General features: G+C 65.0%; 23 protein-coding genes and 2 pseudogenes. 15 read left to right on the top strand and 10 right to left on the bottom strand.

Translation table 11 applies throughout. The features are described 5' to 3' along the window. Nucleotide 1: 1 nt before the first annotated feature. Nucleotides 2–463, bottom strand: a complete 462-nt coding sequence (locus HYG77_RS20215) for a PPOX class F420-dependent oxidoreductase (protein WP_208960373.1) — start codon at nucleotides 461–463, stop codon at nucleotides 2–4. A 66-nt stretch (nucleotides 464–529) separates the two neighbouring features. After that, nucleotides 530–970 carry an Lrp/AsnC family transcriptional regulator gene (locus HYG77_RS20210; RefSeq protein WP_109333515.1) on the bottom strand — a complete coding sequence of 147 codons (441 nt, stop codon included), beginning with the start codon at nucleotides 968–970 and terminating at the stop codon, nucleotides 530–532. An 80-nt stretch (nucleotides 971–1,050) separates the two neighbouring features. Here HYG77_RS20210 and HYG77_RS20205 point away from each other — a divergent pair, with 80 nt between their 5' ends. Continuing rightward, complete coding sequence (locus HYG77_RS20205; RefSeq protein ID WP_208960372.1) at nucleotides 1,051–1,791, top strand: AzlC family ABC transporter permease; 741 nt, start codon at nucleotides 1,051–1,053, stop codon at nucleotides 1,789–1,791. Further along, complete coding sequence (locus tag HYG77_RS39705; protein ID WP_109333519.1) at nucleotides 1,784–2,113, top strand: AzlD domain-containing protein; 330 nt, start codon at nucleotides 1,784–1,786, stop codon at nucleotides 2,111–2,113. Before HYG77_RS20205 ends, HYG77_RS39705 begins: the two co-directional genes overlap by 8 nt. Here HYG77_RS39705 and HYG77_RS20200 read toward each other — a convergent pair. Beyond that, nucleotides 2,114–3,511: pseudogene (locus tag HYG77_RS20200) on the bottom strand (sensor domain-containing diguanylate cyclase); the annotation flags it as partial. 136 nt (nucleotides 3,512–3,647) lie between these two features. On the opposite strand from HYG77_RS20200, the gene HYG77_RS20195 reads away from it, so the two are divergent. Next, nucleotides 3,648–4,535 (top strand): DUF4436 family protein, encoded by an 888-nt coding sequence (locus tag HYG77_RS20195; protein ID WP_244372967.1) that lies wholly within the window; start codon nucleotides 3,648–3,650, stop codon nucleotides 4,533–4,535. A 5-nt stretch (nucleotides 4,536–4,540) separates the two neighbouring features. Here HYG77_RS20195 and HYG77_RS20190 read toward each other — a convergent pair whose 3' ends face one another. Continuing rightward, a complete protein-coding gene (locus tag HYG77_RS20190; RefSeq protein ID WP_109333523.1) occupies nucleotides 4,541–4,900 on the bottom strand; it encodes an Rv2640c family ArsR-like transcriptional regulator in 360 nt (119 codons plus the stop codon). A 92-nt stretch (nucleotides 4,901–4,992) separates the two neighbouring features. Here HYG77_RS20190 and HYG77_RS20185 point away from each other — a divergent pair, with 92 nt between their 5' ends. Continuing rightward, on the top strand, nucleotides 4,993–5,418 hold the full coding sequence (locus HYG77_RS20185) for an ArsI/CadI family heavy metal resistance metalloenzyme (protein WP_208960369.1): 426 nt from the start codon (nucleotides 4,993–4,995) through the stop codon (nucleotides 5,416–5,418). 61 nt (nucleotides 5,419–5,479) lie between these two features. On the opposite strand, the gene HYG77_RS20180 is transcribed toward HYG77_RS20185, so the two are convergent. Next, on the bottom strand, nucleotides 5,480–6,355 hold the full coding sequence (locus HYG77_RS20180) for an amidohydrolase family protein (RefSeq protein WP_109333525.1): 876 nt from the start codon (nucleotides 6,353–6,355) through the stop codon (nucleotides 5,480–5,482). Between the two features lie 49 nt (nucleotides 6,356–6,404). Then, nucleotides 6,405–6,923 (bottom strand): ribonuclease H, encoded by a 519-nt coding sequence (locus tag HYG77_RS20175; RefSeq protein ID WP_109333527.1) that lies wholly within the window; start codon nucleotides 6,921–6,923, stop codon nucleotides 6,405–6,407. Between the two features lie 82 nt (nucleotides 6,924–7,005). Here HYG77_RS20175 and HYG77_RS20170 point away from each other — a divergent pair, with 82 nt between their 5' ends. The 10 genes from HYG77_RS20170 (at nucleotide 7,006) to HYG77_RS20125 (ending at nucleotide 14,034) form a co-directional block, all read left to right on the top strand. After that, entirely contained in the window at nucleotides 7,006–7,932 is a 927-nt protein-coding gene (locus HYG77_RS20170) for a DNA-3-methyladenine glycosylase 2 family protein (protein WP_208960368.1), read from the top strand. A gap of 116 nt (nucleotides 7,933–8,048) precedes the next feature. Further along, entirely contained in the window at nucleotides 8,049–8,756 is a 708-nt protein-coding gene (locus HYG77_RS20165; protein ID WP_208960367.1) for an energy-coupling factor ABC transporter permease, read from the top strand. After that, on the top strand, nucleotides 8,753–9,112 hold the full coding sequence (locus tag HYG77_RS20160; protein WP_208960366.1) for a PDGLE domain-containing protein: 360 nt from the start codon (nucleotides 8,753–8,755) through the stop codon (nucleotides 9,110–9,112). Before HYG77_RS20165 ends, HYG77_RS20160 begins: the two co-directional genes overlap by 4 nt. 2 nt (nucleotides 9,113–9,114) lie before the next feature. Continuing rightward, nucleotides 9,115–9,879: a cobalt ECF transporter T component CbiQ gene (cbiQ, locus tag HYG77_RS20155; protein ID WP_208960365.1), complete on the top strand. Its 765-nt coding sequence runs from the start codon at nucleotides 9,115–9,117 to the stop codon at nucleotides 9,877–9,879. Further along, a complete protein-coding gene (locus HYG77_RS20150; RefSeq protein WP_208960364.1) occupies nucleotides 9,876–10,688 on the top strand; it encodes an ABC transporter ATP-binding protein in 813 nt (270 codons plus the stop codon). The genes cbiQ and HYG77_RS20150 overlap by 4 nt, the downstream gene beginning before the upstream one ends. Nucleotides 10,689–10,725: 37 nt before the next feature. Continuing rightward, entirely contained in the window at nucleotides 10,726–11,790 is a 1,065-nt protein-coding gene (locus HYG77_RS20145; protein WP_109333537.1) for a methyltransferase, read from the top strand. A gap of 357 nt (nucleotides 11,791–12,147) precedes the next feature. Then, complete coding sequence (locus HYG77_RS20140; RefSeq protein ID WP_109335379.1) at nucleotides 12,148–12,573, top strand: hypothetical protein; 426 nt, start codon at nucleotides 12,148–12,150, stop codon at nucleotides 12,571–12,573. Between the two features lie 111 nt (nucleotides 12,574–12,684). Next, nucleotides 12,685–13,155 (top strand): MarR family transcriptional regulator, encoded by a 471-nt coding sequence (locus HYG77_RS20135; RefSeq protein WP_208960363.1) that lies wholly within the window; start codon nucleotides 12,685–12,687, stop codon nucleotides 13,153–13,155. Then, nucleotides 13,152–13,547, top strand: a complete 396-nt coding sequence (locus HYG77_RS20130; protein ID WP_208960362.1) for a DUF5313 family protein — start codon at nucleotides 13,152–13,154, stop codon at nucleotides 13,545–13,547. The genes HYG77_RS20135 and HYG77_RS20130 overlap by 4 nt, the downstream gene beginning before the upstream one ends. 193 nt (nucleotides 13,548–13,740) lie before the next feature. Continuing rightward, complete coding sequence (locus tag HYG77_RS20125; RefSeq protein ID WP_204164826.1) at nucleotides 13,741–14,034, top strand: RGCVC family protein; 294 nt, start codon at nucleotides 13,741–13,743, stop codon at nucleotides 14,032–14,034. 428 nt (nucleotides 14,035–14,462) lie between these two features. On the opposite strand, the gene HYG77_RS20120 is transcribed toward HYG77_RS20125, so the two are convergent. Then, nucleotides 14,463–15,659 (bottom strand): CaiB/BaiF CoA-transferase family protein, encoded by a 1,197-nt coding sequence (locus HYG77_RS20120; protein WP_208960361.1) that lies wholly within the window; start codon nucleotides 15,657–15,659, stop codon nucleotides 14,463–14,465. A gap of 8 nt (nucleotides 15,660–15,667) precedes the next feature. Continuing rightward, on the bottom strand, nucleotides 15,668–16,033 hold the full coding sequence (locus tag HYG77_RS20115; RefSeq protein ID WP_109333546.1) for a metalloregulator ArsR/SmtB family transcription factor: 366 nt from the start codon (nucleotides 16,031–16,033) through the stop codon (nucleotides 15,668–15,670). Between the two features lie 393 nt (nucleotides 16,034–16,426). Here HYG77_RS20115 and HYG77_RS20110 point away from each other — a divergent pair. Then, nucleotides 16,427–16,611, top strand: a pseudogene (locus HYG77_RS20110) (aconitase family protein); the annotation flags it as partial. A gap of 213 nt (nucleotides 16,612–16,824) precedes the next feature. Here HYG77_RS20110 and HYG77_RS40695 read toward each other — a convergent pair. Both HYG77_RS40695 and HYG77_RS20105 read right to left on the bottom strand, forming a co-directional pair. Next, nucleotides 16,825–16,950, bottom strand: a complete 126-nt coding sequence (locus HYG77_RS40695) for a hypothetical protein (protein WP_280123271.1) — start codon at nucleotides 16,948–16,950, stop codon at nucleotides 16,825–16,827. Between the two features lie 653 nt (nucleotides 16,951–17,603). Then, the gene (locus HYG77_RS20105) at nucleotides 17,604–18,206 is read right to left on the bottom strand and encodes a TetR/AcrR family transcriptional regulator (RefSeq protein ID WP_208960360.1); all 603 of its coding nucleotides are present in this window, start codon (nucleotides 18,204–18,206) and stop codon (nucleotides 17,604–17,606) included. Nucleotides 18,207–18,332 lie beyond the last annotated feature (126 nt).

Below are 18,332 nucleotides of genomic sequence, written 5' to 3'. Positions count from 1 at the left end.
CCTATCCGCGATCGGCGTCCGGCGGGAAGCCACCGGTCGCGATGGGTCCCCACTCGTCGATGGTGATCCGGATCAGGCTCTTGTTCTGCTTCCGCATGGCGTCGCGGTACTCGTCCCAGTCGGGATGCTCGCCGGAGATTCCGCGGAAGTACTCGACCAGAGACTCGAGCGCATCGGGCATGTCCAGCACCTCGGCCGTGCCGTCGATCTGCACGTAGGCACCGTTGAACTCGTCGGAGAGCACGCACACGCTCACGGCGGGGTCGTGTCGCACGTTCGCGGCCTTGGCGCGCTGCGGGTAGGTCGAGACGACGATCCGGCTTTCCGCGTCGAGTCCCGACGTGACCGGGGAGATCTGCAGGCCGCCGGAGCGCTTCCGGGTGATCAGCACGCTGCGATGGCGCGGACGGACGAAGTCGAGCAACTCCTCACGCGACACGTGCTGTGCGGTAGCGACGGCCATGGTGCACCTTCTCTTGTCGACGGGTCGTTGCCCTCACCTTAGGCGGAACCCGGTGCCGGGGACCGATCAGTCGACGCTCTTGATCGTCTTCATCGTGATCAGCGAGGTGACCCGCGACACCGCCGGAAGTCCCCCGAGTTTCGTCACCATGAACCGCTCGTAGGTGGCAAGGTCGCGTACGGCGACGCGGATGAAGTAGTCGGGGATCCCGAACAGGCGCCGACATTCGATCACCTCGTCGAACGCAGCCACGCGCGACTCGAACTGCTCGATGGTCGCCTGGTCGTTCACCCCGATTTCGGCCGTGACGATCACCTGGAAACCACGATCGAGCGCTTCTTGACTGACGACCGCGCGGTAGCCGGTGATGATTCCGTCCGCCTCGAGCTTCTTCACGCGCCGCAGACACGGCGACGGAGTCAGGCCGACGAGATCGGCCAGCTCGGTGTTGGTCAGACTCGAGTCCCGGCGCAGATGCGCCAAAATTGCGTGATCGATGGCGTCCATTGATCAATTATTGCGCACAATCCGCTGTAGCAGCATTTGTCCGCAATCGCTCACCTCGATGATCGCTATACCTTTGCGTAGTGACCGAATCAGCACCCCACTCGACGGCCGTCGTCGCCGGCGCCGAGGCTCCACCTTCCTCGGAAGTACGCGGCGCTCTCCGAGCCTCACTCCCCGTCGGGGTCGGACTGTTTCCCCTCGGCATCGCCCTCGGGGTCCTCGTCGTACAACAGGGGCTGAGCCCGTGGTGGGCACTGGTCTTCACGTCACTGATCTATGCCGGTTCTCTCGAATTCGTCGCAGTGGGACTGGTGACCGCGATGACGCCACTGCCCTACATCGCGCTGACAGCACTGCTCGTGAACTTTCGGCACGTCTTCTATGCGCTCAGCTTTCCGCTCGACACGATCAAGGGCCGGCCGGCACGCCTCTACAGCATGTTCGCGCTCACCGACGAGGCCTACGCCATGGCGGTCACCAGCGACCGCAAGACGGTGTCCGGGCGGATGATCGTGTACACACAGCTGTACCTCCACGCCTACTGGATCGGTGGCGCCGGGCTCGGTGCGATTGCCGCGCAATGGATCCCGGACAATATCGTCGGCATGGACTTCGCGTTGACCGCGTTGTTCGTCGTACTGTCCATCGAGGCCGTCCGAGCGCAGCGTGGCCTCGCAGTTCCCCTGATGGGCGTCACTTGCGCTGTGGTCGCGCGCCTGGTCGACGTCGATCACATGCTGCCGCTGGCAATGGGGGCATTCGTGAGTCTGCTCGTCCTCCGATACGTCCTCACTCGGCGGAAGGTTGCCGGCGATGCCTGAGTCGGGTTACCTACTCGCCGCCGTGGCCATCATGGCGATTGTCACCTTCGCCCTCCGCGCCGTCCCGTTCGCGGTTCTCCACCCGCTGCGTTCCTCGGCGCTGGTCGGCTATCTCGGCGTGTTCATGCCGGCCGGAATCATGTCGATCCTGGTGGTCTACTCGCTGAAGAACGTGTCGATCACCGTCCCGGCGCACGGATTACCCGAACTGCTCGCCGTGGCAGCAACGGCTGTGGTGCACCTGTGGCGGAAGAATGCGGTGCTCTCGATCGTGGTCGGGACCGGACTGTACGTGATCCTGATGAACTGGGTGTTCGGCTGAGTAGAGGGCGTACCCGCCGGCACCTCCTGCCTTCGCCCGATACATCGCCGAGTCTGCACGGCGAACCAACTCTTCCCGCGTGCAGTCCGGATCCGAGAGGGCGATTCCGACGCTGCCACTGATCGGCAACTGGAGGAGTGCCACCTGGTTCAGCATCGCGAGGCTGTCGGTGATCCCCTTGGCGACGGCAATTGCCTCGTCGGCACCCGTAACTTGCTCGCACACGACGACGAACTCGTCGCCCCCGATCCGCGCGACAGTGTCGTCCGGGCGCACTGCCGAGCGCAGATGCTCGGCGAGGACGACGAGTACGTCGTCACCACCGGCATGACCGAGACTGTCGTTCTGTATTTTGAAATCGTCGAGGTCGATGAGCAGCAAAGCCATGACCGTACTCTCGCGCCGTGCCGCGTCGAGCGCCGAATCGATGCGTCTGCGGGCCAGCGTCAGGTTCGGCAATCCCGTCAGGGGGTCGTGCAAACTCTGATGCAGCAGTTGCGCTTCCGCCTCGATACGGCGTATCGCCGCCGACAGCACACCCGTCACCGAGCGGAGAAAGGACAGATCCCGGTCGGTGTAGTCGCGGGGGCGGTGACTGTGCGCGGTGAGAACTCCCCACACGGGGTCGGCACCGATCGGTACACACACCCCGCTCTGAAGTGCACGCCTTGTCATCGCTGTGGTGGAGAAGCGGGTCTCCTGGGTTCTGTCGCGGCACACGACCACCGATTCGGCCGCGGCGGCATATCCCGGCTGTGAGCCCGTACCGGGTGCAAAGCTCGCCGGTCCCGGCGCCGGACCCCGGTACGCGAGAACGGTCAGTTCTTCCCCTCCACCAGAGATCCGGGCAATGGAGGTACAGCGGACACCCATCAGCGCCGTAGCTGCCCTGGTCGCCGCGTCGAGAAGTTCATCGAGGTCACCATCGACGGCGAGCTGGCTCAGCTCGGCGATCGCCTGTTGCTCGCGGGCCCGGTACGCGGCCGCCTCGAGCGCGCTGTGCAGTCGGCGTTCTTCGATCTGCGCACTGCGGCGATCGTGGGCAATCGAGGCAATCACCGCCGGACCGGAGTTGTCGGATTCCACCACGAACGTCGAGATCAGCATGGGGATCGGCTCTCCGGTCACGAAGTGGCGGAGCTCGGTGAGCCCGGACCAGTCCCCCCGTTCGACGAGTGCCGACTCCACCTCGGGCGCCTGCACCAGACCGACGTCGGTGAAGAACTCCGCCGTCGTCCTCGAGTAGGCGTCGGCGGCGGTGGTGAAGCCCATGAGGCGGACGCCCGCCGGATTGAGGAAGACAATCCGGCCGGAGACGAACTCCGACAGCACTACCAGCGTCGGGGCCTGCTCGAGGACTGCGAGAAGCATCTGTGAGTTCTGCAGTCGCGATTCCATTGCGGCTCCTCCCTAGCCAGTGGTGCCGTCCACGATATGTCGCATGTACCCGCGCGTGACGACCGAGCCTGTCTCCGCATCGATCGAGACCACCGATCGACGAACCCGCCCACCCCAACGGCGGTATGTTGCGACGGTGACAGCCGAGTCACCGCTCCTCCTGCGTCACCGGCTCCAGTGGGTCGCGGCGGCGATTCTCCTCGCGCTCGTCTACGCCGCGTCCCTCACCGTCTACGGGTTGAGCAGCAACGCGATCGAGGACGACGCGCCGTTCGCCATCGACGACGACGCGATCATGGTGCTCGTCACCGCCAAGTCGCTGCAGCCGACGGTCGACCGGATGCAGGCAGAGGTGACGATCGCCGCCGGTCAGGATTACCTCCATGCCAACGGCGATACCCTCAACCGAGATATCACTCTCCTGCTCGTCCCCAGCACCAGCCACGAGCAGATCGTTTTCCGCGAAGGCACCGCGCCCACCACGTTCGACACCGAGTTCATCGCGAACGGCAACGCCGCCATGTGGCCCTTCGACCGGTTCGAGGTGAATCCGATGGTGGTCGAGGCCTACGAGGGCCTCGGCGCCCAACGCGAATTGGTACCCACGGGTGTTCTCCTGGACGGGCGGGTCGACGGATGGAAGGCGAAGGCCGAACCGGTCGCGGTCGACACCGACATCTCCCGGAACGGCACCGGCGTCGACGTGCGGTTGGCGCGCACAGGCGGAAACCTCATCTACGCCGGAATTCTCCTCCTGATGATGACGACCCTCGCCGTTCTCGCCGCCTTCGTCGCATTGCAGACGTTCCGGCGCAAGCGGGCAGTCGACACCGACATGCTCGGCTGGATGGCCGCAATGCTGTTCGCCGTCGTACCCCTGCGCGGGATCCTGCCGGGCAGCCCGCCGATCGGGTCGTGGGTCGACATTGCTCTCACTGTCTGGGTGGTGTCCACGCTGGTCGCGTCACTCGCCCTGTTCGTGTTCTGCTGGTGGCGCGACAGCGAGCCCGTCAAAGGAACGTGACCGCGCTACGAGCAGCAGTTCGGATCCAGCACGAAGCGCAGCGCCTCGAGCGCGTCGCGTTGTGGGCGGTAATAGACGTTCATTCCGCGCCGGGTGGGGACCACCATGCCCGCCTTCTTCAGTTGCCCCAAGTGATGACTGACGGTCGATTCGGATACACCGACACCGTCGGCGAGGTCGCAGGTACAGACCTCACCCTCGCTGGCGGACAACAAGATCGACATCAGCTTGATGCGCACCGGATCGGCAAGAGCCTTCAGCCGCACAGCCACCTCGAGCGCCCCATCGTCCGAGATGGGCCCCGACGCGACGGGGGCGCAGCAGAGTGGTGACGTCGCATCGATCAGGGGCAAGGCCTTGGGCATGAACCCATTGTGCCCACCTTCTTGACATACGTCAAAAAGGTGGCGCATAGTGAAGAAGTAATTCGATATACATCGAAAAGGTGGAGGATCTCATGTCCCGCGTACAGCTCGCCCTCAACGTCGACGACCTCGGTCAGGCCGTCTCGTTCTACTCCAAGCTCTTCGGCACAGCGCCCGCGAAACTGAAGGAGGGGTACGCCAATTTCGCCATCGCCGAGCCCCCGCTCAAGCTCGTGTTGTTCGAGAACCCCGGTGCAGGCGGCACCATCAATCACCTTGGCGTCGAGGTGGAATCGAGTGAGACCGTGCACTCGGAAATCGCCAGGCTGACCGAGGAAGGGTTGTTCACCGAGGAAGAACTCGGGACCACCTGTTGCTTCGCCAGCCAGGACAAGGTGTGGGTCACCGGGCCCGCCGGCGAGAAGTGGGAGGTGTATACAGTGCTCGCCGACAGCGACACGTTCCGCAATGCGCCTGCCCCCGAGCAGGACGCCCCGACCGCGTGCTGTGGGTCGTAACCCCTCACCCTCAGGGGTCTCCGATCCGCCGGCGCGAGCTCACCAGCTCCGCGCCGGCGGATCAGTCGAGCGCGAACAGCGCCGCAGCGTTGTCGTGACACACCGAGCGAAGCCAGTCCTCACCGAGATCGAACCGAGTCAGACCTTCGAGTGCGTCCAGGTACGGATACGGGATGTTGGGATAGTCGCTTCCGAACAGGATGCGTTCCTGCAGATCGGACAGCCGGTGTACAGCGTCACGCGGAAACGGGGTCGCCTCCTCGGTGTAATCGGTGAACGCCATCGTGGTGTCGAGGTACACACCGGAATAGCGTCCCGCGAGCTCGAGGAACTCCCGATACTCGGGCAGGCCCATGTGGGCGATGATCAGGCGGAGTCGGGGGTACCGCGCCAGTAAGTCGCCGATCGGTTCGGGGCCGGTGTACTTGCCCGGCGCGGGACCGGATCCGCAATGGATGACCACCGGCACACCCGCGTCCTGCAACGCTCCCCACACCGGGTCCAGCAACCGGTCGCCCGGTGAGTATTCGCCGACCTGAATGTGGGATTTGAACACCCGGGTGCCCGACTCGATTGCCTCGGACACGTACGCGGCCGCGGAATCCTCCGGGTAGAACGTCGCCGTCCGGAGGCAGTCGGGCGTGTGGTGGGCGAAGTCGGCCGCCCACTGATTCAGCCACGCGGCCATCTCCGGCTTGTGCGGATAGATCATGGACGTGAACCGCCGAACCCCGAACGCACGAAGTTGCTCTACGCGCACGTCTTCTTCGTGCCGGTAGCGGATCGGCCACTCTCGCCCGGTGAGGGGACCCACCGCGTCGAAGTACCGCCAGACCTTCTCCATCACGTTGGCGGGCATGAAGTGGGTGTGGACGTCGACGATGCCGGGCAACCCCAGCGCCCGCCAGAACTCCCGCACCCGCAGATCCTCGGTCACGACTTCTCCTCGGTACAGACTTCTCCCGGTACCGGGTGAACCGACAGGATCAGAACAGGGTGAACGCTTCTTCGGCCGCTGCAGGGGCCGCGACCGCGGGTGTAGCGGGAGCGGGAGGGGGCGCAGCTACCGGCTCACCGGATGCGACGGCCCGTGCGGCCTCACCGGCGAGTACGTCGGCCATCTCGTTGTAGTGGTTGCCGACGTGACCGCGTACCCAACGGAACCGCACGGGTCCGGAACGCTCGATGATGGCCTGGTCGATGGCCTGGACCAAGGGAAGATTCTTCACCGGGGCACCGGCCGCCGTCTTCCAGCCCTTCCGCTTCCAACCGGGCAGCCATTCCGATGCGCACTTGATGGCGTACTGGGAATCCGACTCGATCAGGAGCGGATCGGGTCCGGGATGCGCGGTGATCGCCTCGAGCAACGCCCGCAGCTCGGCGATCTGGTTGGTTCCCGAGGGTTCACCACCGGATCGGCTGGGACCTTCGTGATTGACCCATGCCCAGCCGATCGCCCCACCGGGGTTACGCAGACAGGATCCGTCGGTACTCACGATGATCATGGCTGGGACTTTACGTGCGCGCCCCGACAACCACCGGTAGCGGTGGCCGACATGTCGCCGGAGGGCGGATACGCTGCTTGCGATGACGGCTTCGCTGGAGGTGGTCGAGACCACCGTGACCGCGCGGCGTCCACTGGACGTCGCGATGACGTTGCACCCCCTTCAGCGCGGTAAGGGCGACCCCTGTCACCAGCGTGCGGTCGACGGCTCCATCTGGCGGACGTCGGTGCAACCGTCCGGTCCGGTCACCTATCGCCTCACGCAAAGCGACCGCCACACCGTCCACTGTCAGGCCTGGGGCGAGGGTGCCCGCGACTTGGCGGATGGGCTGAACCGTCTCGTCGGCGAGCAGGACGAGTGCGAAGACTTCGCGCCGGAGCACCCGATCCTTGCCGAGGCCCACCGCCGCTTCCCGCACCTGCGTCTGGGGCGCACCGACCGGGTGATGGAAGCCCTGGTCCCGGCCATCCTCGAGCAACGGGTCCACGGCATCGCCGCGTTCGCGTCGTGGCGGCGTCTGGTGTGGAAATTCGGCACACCCGCCCCCGGCCCGGCGCCCGACGGAATGCGGGTACCTCCCACCGCGCGCGTGTGGCGGCGAGTCCCGTCGTGGGAGTTCCACCGCGCGAACGTGGACCCCGGCCGTGCCCGCACCATCGTGCGTTGCGCCCAGGTCGCGGACCGTCTGGAGAAGATCGTCGACCTGTCCCCCGAGGAAGCGACCCGCCGCTTGATGTCCATCCCAGGGGTCGGCATCTGGACCGCGGCCGAGGTGACGCAACGTGCACTCGGCGATGCGGATGCGCTGTCCGTCGGCGACTACCACCTGGCGTCGATGGTCGGGTGGTCGTTACTCGGCAAGCCCCTCGACGACGCCGAGATGGTGGCGTACCTGGAACCGGTTCGCCCGCATCGTTATCGCGCTGTGCGGTTGCTGCTGGTCAGTGGCAACGCGATCAAACCCAAGTTCGGACCGCGAACCCCCGTCGTGGACCATAGCTGGCACTGAGGCTCCGGTGGTGGTGGCAGAGCACGGTTGTTTCCTGACCCATGAACACCTGTTCAAGTGTTCACACGAGAAACTAGACTGCAGAGACGGGACAGCTGCCGGCTGAGGAGGGTGACATGGAGTCCGTAGCCATGCACATGAGTGACGGGCTGATCAATGCCCCGACGTCCGTCCTCTTCCTCGCCGTAGCGGCGGCGGGGCTCGCGGTCGCCGCGTGGCGGGCCCGTTCCGAACTCGACGAACGCACCGCCCCCATGGCCGGTCTCGTAGCCGCCTTCATCTTCGCGGTGCAGATGGTGAATTTCCCCGTGCTTCCCGGTGTCAGCGGTCATCTCCTCGGTGGTGCGCTGGCAGCCATCCTGGTCGGGCCCTACACGGGTGCGCTCTGCATCGCGATCGTCCTGATCGTGCAGGCGCTGCTCTTCGCGGACGGTGGGCTGACCGCTCTGGGAGCGAACATCACGAACATGGCGATCATCGGGGTGACGGTCGGCTACGTCGTCGCGCTTGTTCTGCGCCGACTCGCGCGCCCCGAGGATCTTCGTCTCCGCGTGCTCGGCGCTCTCGCATTTACCGCTGCGCTGTGCGGAACCGTCGCGGCGTCGATGGGCTTCGTCCTCGAGTACGCCATCGGCGGTCAGCCCGCTGCCGGCGGCGCCACTGCGCTCGGCTCGGTGGCGGCCTACGTTCTCGGCGCCCACATCTTGATCGGAATCGGCGAAGGGATTATCACCGCCCTCACGGTCACGGCGGTGGCCAGGGCCCGACCCGACCTCGTGTATCTGCTCCGGACCGCGCCGCGCAACGTGGCGGTGGGCGCATGACCGCGTCGACGCGGTCGTCCCGCCGCTTCCTTCTCGGTTTCGCTCTCGCGGTACTGCTCATCGCCGGGGTGCTGTCCTCTCAGGCGAGCTCGAGTCCGGACGGCCTCGACGCTGCCACGACGCGTGGCTGCGACACCGTCGAGACCGACACCGGCGCGTCACTGGTCGGGGACTGCATTGCGAAGAACGCCGAGGACCACCACTTGTCAGCCTCCCCGCTCGCCGACTACACGGTAAGTGGACGATCGGGTTTCACCGGAGTGGCCGGAATCATCGGTGCGGCCGCGACCTTCGTCGTCGCGGCCGCCGCATTCCGGCTCCTCGCCCGCGGACGGCGTCACCGAGCCGGACCCTGATCATGAGTTCCGGTCACGCGCAGCCGCTCTATCTCCACGGCACATCCCCAGTCCACCGACTCCCCGTCGAGGTGAAGATCGTGTGCGCGGTGGTGACGGTGTTCGCGGTGGTTGCCACGCCCCGCGAGGCGTTCTGGGCCTTCGCCGTGTACCTCGCAGTCCTGGCGGTGGTGTGGCGACTTGCCGGTATCGCCCTTACCTGGCTCGCCCCGCGCATGCTGATCGAACTACCCTTCGTCACATTGGCCCTGTTGCTGCCCTTCGCGGAGGGTGGCGAGCAGACGACGGTCCTCGGATTGTCGCTCTCGGTAGCCGGACTGCACGCCGCGTGGGGGATCCTGGTGAAAGGCACTCTCGGCGTGCTGGTGTCACTCACTCTCGCCGCCACCACCCCCGCCCGCGATCTGCCGGTGGGACTCGCCCATCTGCACGTGCCCGCAATGTTCACCACGATCGTGGTCCTCATGCTGCGGTACCTCGACCTGCTCACCTCGGAGGTCGCCCGGATGCGCACCGCACGCTTGTCCCGGGGTGACGATCCGCGGACACTTCGCCAGATCGGCGCCACCGCCCAGGGTGTGGGCGGATTGTTCGTGCGTTCCTACGAGCGGGGCGAGCGCGTACACCTGGCCATGTTGTCGCGCGGCTTCACGGGGGCGGTTCCCACAGTCGGTGCTCCCCCGGCGTCCGCCGCGGCGTGGTCGGCCGGGCTCGTTCCTGCCGTCTGCGCGGTGGGTATCTGCCTCGCGGCCTGGACCCTCCGATGACGGCCGCCGTGCACCTCGAGGGTGTGTCGTATTCCTACCCGGATGGCAGGAAGGCACTCGACCGAATCGACCTCACCGTGAGCCCGGGCGAACGGGTAGCGGTTCTCGGCCCGAACGGTGCCGGCAAAACCACTCTGATGCTGCACCTCAACGGAATTCTGACCGCCTCCGACGGTCGGGTCACCATCGGCGGTGTACCAGTGTCGCGCAACACCGACCGGAACACGCTGCGCGAGGTGCGGCGGCGGGTCGGCATCGTCTTCCAGGACCCGGACGATCAGCTCTTCATGCCCTCGGTCGCGCAGGACGTCGCCTTCGGCCCGGCAAATTTCGGTGTCACCGGTGCGGCACTCGACGACCGGGTGCGCACCGCGTTGGCCGCCGTCGACATGACGTCGCATGCCGATCGCAATCCCGTTCATCTGTCGGTGGGGCAACGGCGCCGGGTCGCCCTGGCCACCGTCCTCGCATGCGCTCCGGACGTGCTGGTGCTGGACGAGCCGTCGAGCAACCTCGATCCGGTTGCCCGGCGTGAACTGGCCGAAGTCCTGCTCGCGGTGGACACCACCCAACTGTTGGTAACCCATGACATTCCGTTCGCTGCGCAGTTGTGCACCCGCGCGGTGATTCTCGACGAAGGCCAGGTGGTGGCGGACGGACCGATCCTCGACCTGCTCGCCGACACAGACCTGCTCGCCCGCCACCGCCTCGAGTTGCCGTGGGGTTTCCAGCTTCCCGGACGCTCGACCGACTCCGGCGCGAATGTGCACTGGGAGCAACCGAAACGGGGACATCGGCTACCGCGGTAGGTCACCATGAGGAGACCACCCACACCGGAGGTCAGCGATGCCCACACCCGGAGCCGACGCAGTGGCGCAACGCGTCTTCGACGCCTCCCTCGGCGCAATCGACATTCTCTCCATCCATCTGGGAGATCGACTCGGCTGGTATCGAAGTCTCGCAGATCAGGGCCCCGCAACAGCGGACGAACTGGCCGAACGCACCTCGACCCATCCGCGGTACGCACAGGAGTGGCTCGAACAACAGGCGGTGACAGGGCTGCTCACCGCAGACGGCGGCAGCCCCCGGAAATTCACGTTGGAGCCCGGTGCGGCCGAAGTGTTCACCGATGAGAAAAGCCTGGCCTACCTGGCGCCGCTGGCCCGGATTTTCGTTGCCGCCACCACCCAGATGCCCGCGCTGATCGAGGCGTATCGCACGGGAGGCGGTGTGGGATGGGCACAGTACGGTGTCGATGCGAGGGAATCGCAGGCGGATATGAATCGGCCGTGGTACGAGCAGGTTCTGCCGGGAGCGCTCGCGTCGGTACCCGAGGTCGACGCACTTCTGCGTACCCCCGGTGCCGCCATCGCCGATGTCGGATGTGGGGGCGCGTGGTCCACGATCGCCCTGGCGCGCGCCTATCCCGATGCCCGGCTGGATGGCTACGACATCGACGGCGCCACGGTCGAACTCGCGAAACACAACGTCCGCGATCAAGGGGATGTTGCCGACCGGATCACAATCACCGAGTCGGATGCAGCGGGCATTCCGGAGGGCGCCTATACCGCTGCATTCGCCTTCGAGTGCATTCACGACATGCCTGCACCTGTCGCCGTATTGACTGCGGTACGCAAGGCTCTGGCACCCGGCGGGGTCATGATCGTCATGGACGAGGCGGTGGACGATGAGTTCTCGGCGCCGGGAAGCGACATCGAGCGGTTGATGTACGGATTCAGTCTGACCGTGTGCCTGCCGGACGGAATGAGTTCCAGTCCGAGTGCCGCCACCGGAACGGTCATGCGTCCGAGCACCTTGCGAAAGTACGCCGAGGCTGCCGGTTTCGGCTCGATGGACATCCTTCCCATCGAAGACTTCGGGTTCTGGCGTTTCTACCGGCTGACCGTGTGACACCTCGTGCCAGTGAGGCGTATGTAACGAATTTTGGGCAAACTCCGAAAAGTGGGATACCCGAAGGGGGAAGATGTTCAGCAAGCTACTAGGCATGGGAAGCACCATGACACTGCAGGATTGCACAGGGTTGGACACGCTCCTCGTAGCCACTTCGCGCGCCCTGCCCCCTTCGCCTCCCCAGGCCGAGAGATGAATTCGGGAGGGCTATGGAGTAGGTGACTCACCGGGGAGCATCACCGCGCACCCACATATGCATGTAGCCGTTCGGTACTTCCAGCGAATATGGTCCACTCACAACAATGTTCGGTACTCAGGTGGAGTCCGTGTTCGACCTACGACATGGTGGGAAATCTCATGAAACTTCTCAGAACTCTGGCATTGTCCATTTTCGTCGTCGCCGCGATGGCAGTCGGCGCCGGCACGGCCTACGCCGATCCCGGCACGCAGGGAATCGACTGGAGCCAGCCCTTGATGACCCCGACCGCCGAAGGCAGTAGCCAGGTGGCTGAACAGTTCTTTCCGGAAAATGACGCCAAACAGGCCGCCTTCGACAACATGACCAGCGAGATCAACACCGGTTGGAACAATGCGGGCCTGCAGGGCATGGCCATCGGTTCCAATGTGGGCATGGCAATCGGGTGCGTCTCGATCTTCCCCAACTTCATCGCCGGATGCATCATCGGCGCCGTCGTCGGCACGATTGCAGGAGCCGTGATCGGTGTCGGTGTGGGAAATCCGAACGCGCAGCCCGCGGTGGAGCAGTTCTTCGCCACACCCTGAGCGAAGAGCGAACCGCAGCCCGGCCCTACACAGGCCGGGCTGCGGTGTTTTATCTCACCTTTAGTTAGTGCACGATTGGTTAGTGCACGAACTATCAGCTACGCTGAGTTGGTGACCACGAACGTTGCCGATGATCCCCTCGCACTCGACAGGCAGGTGTGCTTCGCGCTGGCGGTGGCCAATCGCGCAGTCCTGGGCGTCTATCGGCCGATCCTCGAACCGTTGGGACTCACGCATCCGCAGTACCTGGTGATGCTGGCCCTGTGGGGTACCTCCCCCATGTCGGTCAAGGAGATCGGCAGCGCCCTGCAACTCGATTCCCCCACGCTGTCGCCGCTGCTCAAACGACTCGAATCGTCCGGGCTTCTCACCCGTACCCGCAGCGAGGATGACGAACGCCAGCTCGTCGTCGAGTTGACCGACGCGGGCAGGGCGTTGCGCGCACAAGCCGAAAAAGTGCCACCCGCCGTAGTCGAAGCACTCGGAGTGGAACTGTCCGAATTGATGGAACTGCACAGCGTGCTGACCCGCATCAACGCCGCAGCCGTCAAGGCAGGCGCGCTCGGAGGAGTGGACAAGTGACCAATCGAAGCCGCACTGCCCGGAGCCGGCCGACGCCCTTTCAATGGCTCGGCTACGCGTTCGGACGCAGATTGCCCGACTCCATGCAGGACTGGGTTCGGAACGATCTGATCGGTGACTGGGCTGTGCCGCGACACCTCGTCCGCAGCATGGTGCCGTTCATTCCGGTGTTCGCGGCCTTCTTCCTCTTCCCCGGGCCCGTATGGTTACGCGGTTCCATGGTGCTGCTCGGGGTGTTTCTCGCACTCTTCTACAGCGTCGCCTACATGGCGCAGAACCGATCACGCCGCCTCGAAAAGCACGGACTTCCGCCCGACTTGGAAAACCCGAAAGCCAGACGCCGGCACGACGCCGAACGGGCCGCGTACTACCGGGCCCACCCCCGTGCGTGAGAGCCAAGATCGTTCGGGTGCAATTGCGGTAGACCGCCGAGGGCCAAAATGGGTCGTCGGGACGTTGTGAACCGTCGACGCCTCGCCGCGGTACGGTCCGTTCGCTGTCACTTCTGCTGTGTGAGGGGCGTTCCGCGGAGCCAAAGGTGCGGCGGGGAAGTGTAACCTCATAGGTGTCGAGGGCCCATCGAATATGCGCGGTCAAGCCATGTCGTCCTCGGCGCCCAAACCGGCCCTGAGTCCAAGGGCCGAGAACTGGAGCGCCGCCATGGCGTCGAACCCGATTGATGCTCTAGCAGTTTCCGAGTCACCGAGCCCCGCACGGGCACTGGAAACGACGCTGTCTTGCACGGCATGTCCGCATAGCCCGGAATCGCACGATGCGCTCGGTGTTCGGTTTTGCGCCGTGACCTCGGACCGAAACCTCGACCGAAAGTGCATCTGTGCTGGCGAACAGGCGAAAGGACAGCACTACTCCCGGTACTGAACGAGAGGTACACCCACGGGCGCTTCGCTGGCTGTACCGGGCTGTGCGGGCAACCGGCCCTCTGTCAGAACAGGACAATGACGGCAATGAGAGCGAGCCGTGTCGCGATGTTGGCCGTGGGACTGTGCGACCGCCGCCACAGGAGGCAGGCCGAGCGCGTCGATCGCGATCCGGTTACGGTCTCCCCCGTTCACAGCTCAGTGTCTGGCACGAGTCACCGCGAAATGTCGGGCTCCGGAGCTAGTTCTCGGATGATCGCCTACCCGTGCACCCGCTGCGGCCGCGCCAGGGGCAACGTCCGGCTTGCGCAACCACTACGACGACACTCGCATCGTTTGCAGGTACCCGACCTCGACCTCACTCGCACGCATGGCTGACTGGAGACGCGGTTCCTGTGTCGACTGACACAGCCGCGAACGGATCCAACGTCATCCGACGACGCCGGCCTTCCTCATCGCTGCGATGTCCGCAGCCGAGCACCCCAGCTCACCGAGGACCTGATCGGTGTGCTCACCGAGAGCCGGAATGTCACCCATCCGCATCTCCACGTCGGCGAAGGTCATCGGTGGCAGCATTGCGCTGATCTGTCCCACCTCGCTGCCGACCTGACGCCAGCGGTCACGTTCCTTCAGCTGCGGATGGTCGATCAATCCGCCCATATCGTTCAGCTCCGCTGCCGGAATCCCGGCATCCGCCAGTGCCTGATCGAGGGCCGCGCAGGTGAACTTCCTCGTCTCCTCGGCGACGAGGGCATCCACCTCTTCGCGATGCTGGACCCGCAGCATGTTCGTCGCATAGCGGGGATGGTCGGCGAGTTCGGGTCGCGCGAAGACCTCGGTGACCAACTGCCGCCACCCCCGATCGTTCTGGACCCCGATCAGAATGTTGCCGTCGAGGGTGGGGTACGCGTCGTACGGAACGATGGCGGCGTGCCCGAGGCCGACACGAGGGATCTGCCGGTCGGCGTACATCTTCATATACATCGGATGGCCCAGCCACTCCGCGGTCGCGTCGAACATCGACACGTCGATCTGCGCGCCCGCCCCCGTTCGTTCACGTCGGAACAGCGCACTCAGGATGGACGTCAGCGCATACATTCCCGCCGCGATATCGGACACGGGCACTCCGGTCTTGGTGGCCGTCTCGGGGGTTCCGGTCACGGAAATCATGCCGGTTTCGGCCTGCACCAGCATGTCGTACGCCTTGCGTTCACGCCTCGGTCCCGCTGTCCCGTAGCCCGACATGTTCGCCACGATCAGCGCGGTGTGTTCCGCGCGCAACGCCTCGGTCCCGAAACCGAGTCTGCTCGCCGCATCGGGCGCCAGGTTCTGCACGAACACGTCGGCACTCGCGATCAACCGCAGGACAGCATCCCGTCCCACCTCGGATTTGAGGTCGACACAGAACGATTCCTTCCCTCGGTTCAACCAGACGAAGTGTGAGGCCTCGCCGAAGACGGCGTCGTCGTAGTTGCGTGCGAAGTCGCCCTCCCCGACGCGCTCCACCTTGATCACCCGCGCGCCCATGTCCGCCAAATGACGGGTGGCGAGGGGGGCCGCCACAGCTTGCTCGAGAGCGACGACGGTGATTCCGTCGAGTGGAAGGGTTCCGGGGTCGTTCTCCATGTGGGACTTCACCGTTCCGATTTCGATTCCGGGTGGTCGTGATAGTGCGTGGCACCGATCGCGTGCAGCAACTGGTGCACGGTGTCGTCCGAAAGCCGATAACGCATCGAGCGGCCGTCGCGCGTTGCCGACACCCAGCCCTGGTGGCGCAGCAGTCGCAGTGCATGCGAGACGGCGGTACCGCTCATCTCGAGCGCTGCCGCGAGGTCGCCGACACAGATACCCGGCGCGTGGTGCAGGCACAGCAGCAACCGGAGGCGGTTGCCGTCCGACAACAATTCGAAGCGGTTGGCCCATCCCTCGATGTCGGGGCTGTGCAGCGCCGCCGCGGCGCGCTGAACGTCCTCGGGATTCAGCGCAGGAGTGGTAGCCACTCGGCCAGTCTACAAACGGCCTGACCGCGCCCATGTGCGCATACATAGGCGATCGCTAAGTGTCCGTGTGGTCCAGGGCATGCCGGGATTGTCTTCTCCGCTTCTTGCCAGAGACGACAAGACCGGAGTCGGGCCATTTGTCCAACCTGGCCGGCCACAATCGCGGGGTGCTGGACCATTGGTATGAATAATGCAAGGGCATTGGCATTTGATGCCCATCAAAAGTTACCGTTCGTGACCAGTGATGTGAGTCACTTCCCACTACTTCCGTGATCGGCGCAGCCCCGCCGGCACGGTGCAGGAGGCGAACGTGAATATCAAGGAAGCTGCGTCCGGCGCGGAGGCGACGGACCAGACCCGAAGCGGGCCGGGCCGCGCCAAGATCTTGTCCATGTCGGCACCGCGGGCGGGCAATGCACATCATCGAATATCGCGGCCAGGCCATCGAAGAGATGTCGATGGAAGGCCGAATGACGTTGTGCAACAAGCCCGTCGAGGCCGGATCGCGGGCAGGGATGATCGACCCGGACGAGAAGACCTTCGAGTATCTGCGTGGCCGCCCGGCCGCCCCGACCGGGGAACGCCGCCTGTCGGAGAACGGCGGCTGACGGGGCGACTCTATAGAGGGAGCACTGGAATCTCGGGTTCGAGCTTCACTCGATTGCTGCGGTTGCGGTAGTCATGCCGTGAGACAAGCAACCAGTCCGCAGGCGCAGCGTCACAAGATGCCACCAGCAGCGAGACCTTACAAGCATCCCTCATCGAATCATTTCAGGAGCCACTGCCTTTGTTCAGGGCACGGCCATCACGTCGAGCGTGAGATTGCCGCCCTCACCAGACCTGAATTCAACTTCCGTCAGCACCGGGTAGTCGAGCTGCGTAACAATTTGTTGTGTGCCGGCGTCGTGCACCGCCATCACCAGACGGCGCACTACGTTCGACGGGGACCTCGGGGAGAGTCTCGATCACATCGACCGAGGCGACCGATTCGGTCCCGGTCCAGGTAGCGACCGCATGCCCGAGATAGTCCGACCCACATCCACCGGGATCGTTCCGCCAGATGTGCACCCAGGAGATCAGCGCCCTTCTCGGTTTGCGGCGACGGCATCGTCGATGTGCATCCCAAGTCGTTGGAGAGTGTGCGCTTCGGCGTAACCGGGGACAGTTCGCCCGAGACCGAACTCGCGGCCTGGCAGTTCCTCGCGCTCTCTCGCGTTGGACCACCCAGGTGGATCACGCCGTCGATGCGCTCACGGCGGGCTCGCCCGAGCAGTCCGGTCGACAGTTCCTCGTCGTAGGTCAGGGCCGACTTCGCCAGGCGGACAGGTTCGGCGTCGATATACGGGCTCCCTGGACCCGACCGGGAAGGGCAGAGCACGATGGGCTACGAGGTGGAAGCCGGCACTGAACGTATTCGCGATCACGTTCGAGGGCCGGATCACCCCGAGTGAGAACTAAACCGATGTGCCAGCGTCAGATCCACCGAATATCTGATAGTCCGATAGGAGCATCCATCTTCATGGACGCAACCGCGGCCGGTGGCTGGTGGGATCGAGGTGGGCAGGTGCGGTCATCGGACGGATTTCGGGTCGTGGAATGCGGGCAGGGCGGGGATGAGGGTGCTGGCGTAGTCGCGTATTCGTTGCGTTGGGAAGGTGTCGGGTTCGGCGAGGACGAGGCGGCCGGCTTCCCAGAACAGTGCGTAGATGGTGCGGGCGGTGAGTTCGACGTCGACGGTGGGGAGCCGGTCGGGTGGTGTTGCCGCGCGCACGAAGGCTGCCAGTGCCTCGATGAACTTCTGACGGCCGGTCTCGAGGCGGCGGCGGAAGGCGGGGGTGCTGGAGTCGGCGAGCTGGAACACCGCCCGCCACCGACCAGGTGCGGCCTGCACGGCGGTGAGGAAGTTCTCGAGACTGTCAGTCATGGCCCGGATCGGGTCACCGGATGTAGCCGGGGGCACAGCGCCGGCCAGTTGGGTCAGGGCCGCGGTCTCTTCGCGGTCCAGGCACGCACGGAGCAGTTGGTCCGAGTCCTGGAAGAGGCCATAGACGACCGGGCGGCTGACGCCGGCGTCCTTGGCGACGGTGTCGATGGACACCTTGTGGACGCCCTGCTCGACGATGACGCGCAGGACCGCGTCCAGTAGTTGCTCCCGGCGTTTTTCGGGGGCCATTCGTGGTGCGTATGCGCGGTTTCGACGGTCGGTCATGATCACCGTTCCACCTCTCTGCTGCCGGGGTTGCTTGACATCGGGCAGCACCGCCGCAAATACTACACTCACTGTAGCTACACAGACTGT

It is taken from the genome of Rhodococcus sp. ZPP (assembly GCF_017656075.1).
Classification (GTDB): domain Bacteria; phylum Actinomycetota; class Actinomycetes; order Mycobacteriales; family Mycobacteriaceae; genus Rhodococcus_F; species Rhodococcus_F oxybenzonivorans.
The sequence above is the reverse complement of the archived record's forward strand: the minus strand, read 5'-3'. Positions and strand labels throughout refer to the sequence as shown.

What these genes read in the sequence shown, in the direction of transcription:
- HYG77_RS20215 (WP_208960373.1), bottom strand. Translation starts at nt 463, where the DNA reads ATGGCCGTCGCTACCGCACAGCACGTGTCGCGTGAGGAGTTGCTCGAC.
- HYG77_RS20210 (WP_109333515.1), bottom strand. Translation starts at nt 970, where the DNA reads ATGGACGCCATCGATCACGCAATTTTGGCGCATCTGCGCCGGGACTCG.
- HYG77_RS39705 (WP_109333519.1), top strand. Translation starts at nt 1,784, where the DNA reads ATGCCTGAGTCGGGTTACCTACTCGCCGCCGTGGCCATCATGGCGATT.
- HYG77_RS20190 (WP_109333523.1), bottom strand. Translation starts at nt 4,900, where the DNA reads ATGCCCAAGGCCTTGCCCCTGATCGATGCGACGTCACCACTCTGCTGC.
- HYG77_RS20185 (WP_208960369.1), top strand. Translation starts at nt 4,993, where the DNA reads ATGTCCCGCGTACAGCTCGCCCTCAACGTCGACGACCTCGGTCAGGCC.
- HYG77_RS20175 (WP_109333527.1), bottom strand. Translation starts at nt 6,923, where the DNA reads ATGATCATCGTGAGTACCGACGGATCCTGTCTGCGTAACCCCGGTGGG.
- HYG77_RS20170 (WP_208960368.1), top strand. Translation starts at nt 7,006, where the DNA reads ATGACGGCTTCGCTGGAGGTGGTCGAGACCACCGTGACCGCGCGGCGT.
- HYG77_RS20165 (WP_208960367.1), top strand. Translation starts at nt 8,049, where the DNA reads ATGGAGTCCGTAGCCATGCACATGAGTGACGGGCTGATCAATGCCCCG.
- HYG77_RS20160 (WP_208960366.1), top strand. Translation starts at nt 8,753, where the DNA reads ATGACCGCGTCGACGCGGTCGTCCCGCCGCTTCCTTCTCGGTTTCGCT.
- cbiQ (WP_208960365.1), top strand. Translation starts at nt 9,115, where the DNA reads ATGAGTTCCGGTCACGCGCAGCCGCTCTATCTCCACGGCACATCCCCA.
- HYG77_RS20150 (WP_208960364.1), top strand. Translation starts at nt 9,876, where the DNA reads ATGACGGCCGCCGTGCACCTCGAGGGTGTGTCGTATTCCTACCCGGAT.
- HYG77_RS20145 (WP_109333537.1), top strand. Translation starts at nt 10,726, where the DNA reads ATGCCCACACCCGGAGCCGACGCAGTGGCGCAACGCGTCTTCGACGCC.
- HYG77_RS20140 (WP_109335379.1), top strand. Translation starts at nt 12,148, where the DNA reads ATGAAACTTCTCAGAACTCTGGCATTGTCCATTTTCGTCGTCGCCGCG.
- HYG77_RS20125 (WP_204164826.1), top strand. Translation starts at nt 13,741, where the DNA reads ATGCGCGGTCAAGCCATGTCGTCCTCGGCGCCCAAACCGGCCCTGAGT.
- HYG77_RS20120 (WP_208960361.1), bottom strand. Translation starts at nt 15,659, where the DNA reads ATGGAGAACGACCCCGGAACCCTTCCACTCGACGGAATCACCGTCGTC.
- HYG77_RS40695 (WP_280123271.1), bottom strand. Translation starts at nt 16,950, where the DNA reads ATGGCGGTGCACGACGCCGGCACACAACAAATTGTTACGCAGCTCGAC.
- HYG77_RS20105 (WP_208960360.1), bottom strand. Translation starts at nt 18,206, where the DNA reads ATGGCCCCCGAAAAACGCCGGGAGCAACTACTGGACGCGGTCCTGCGC.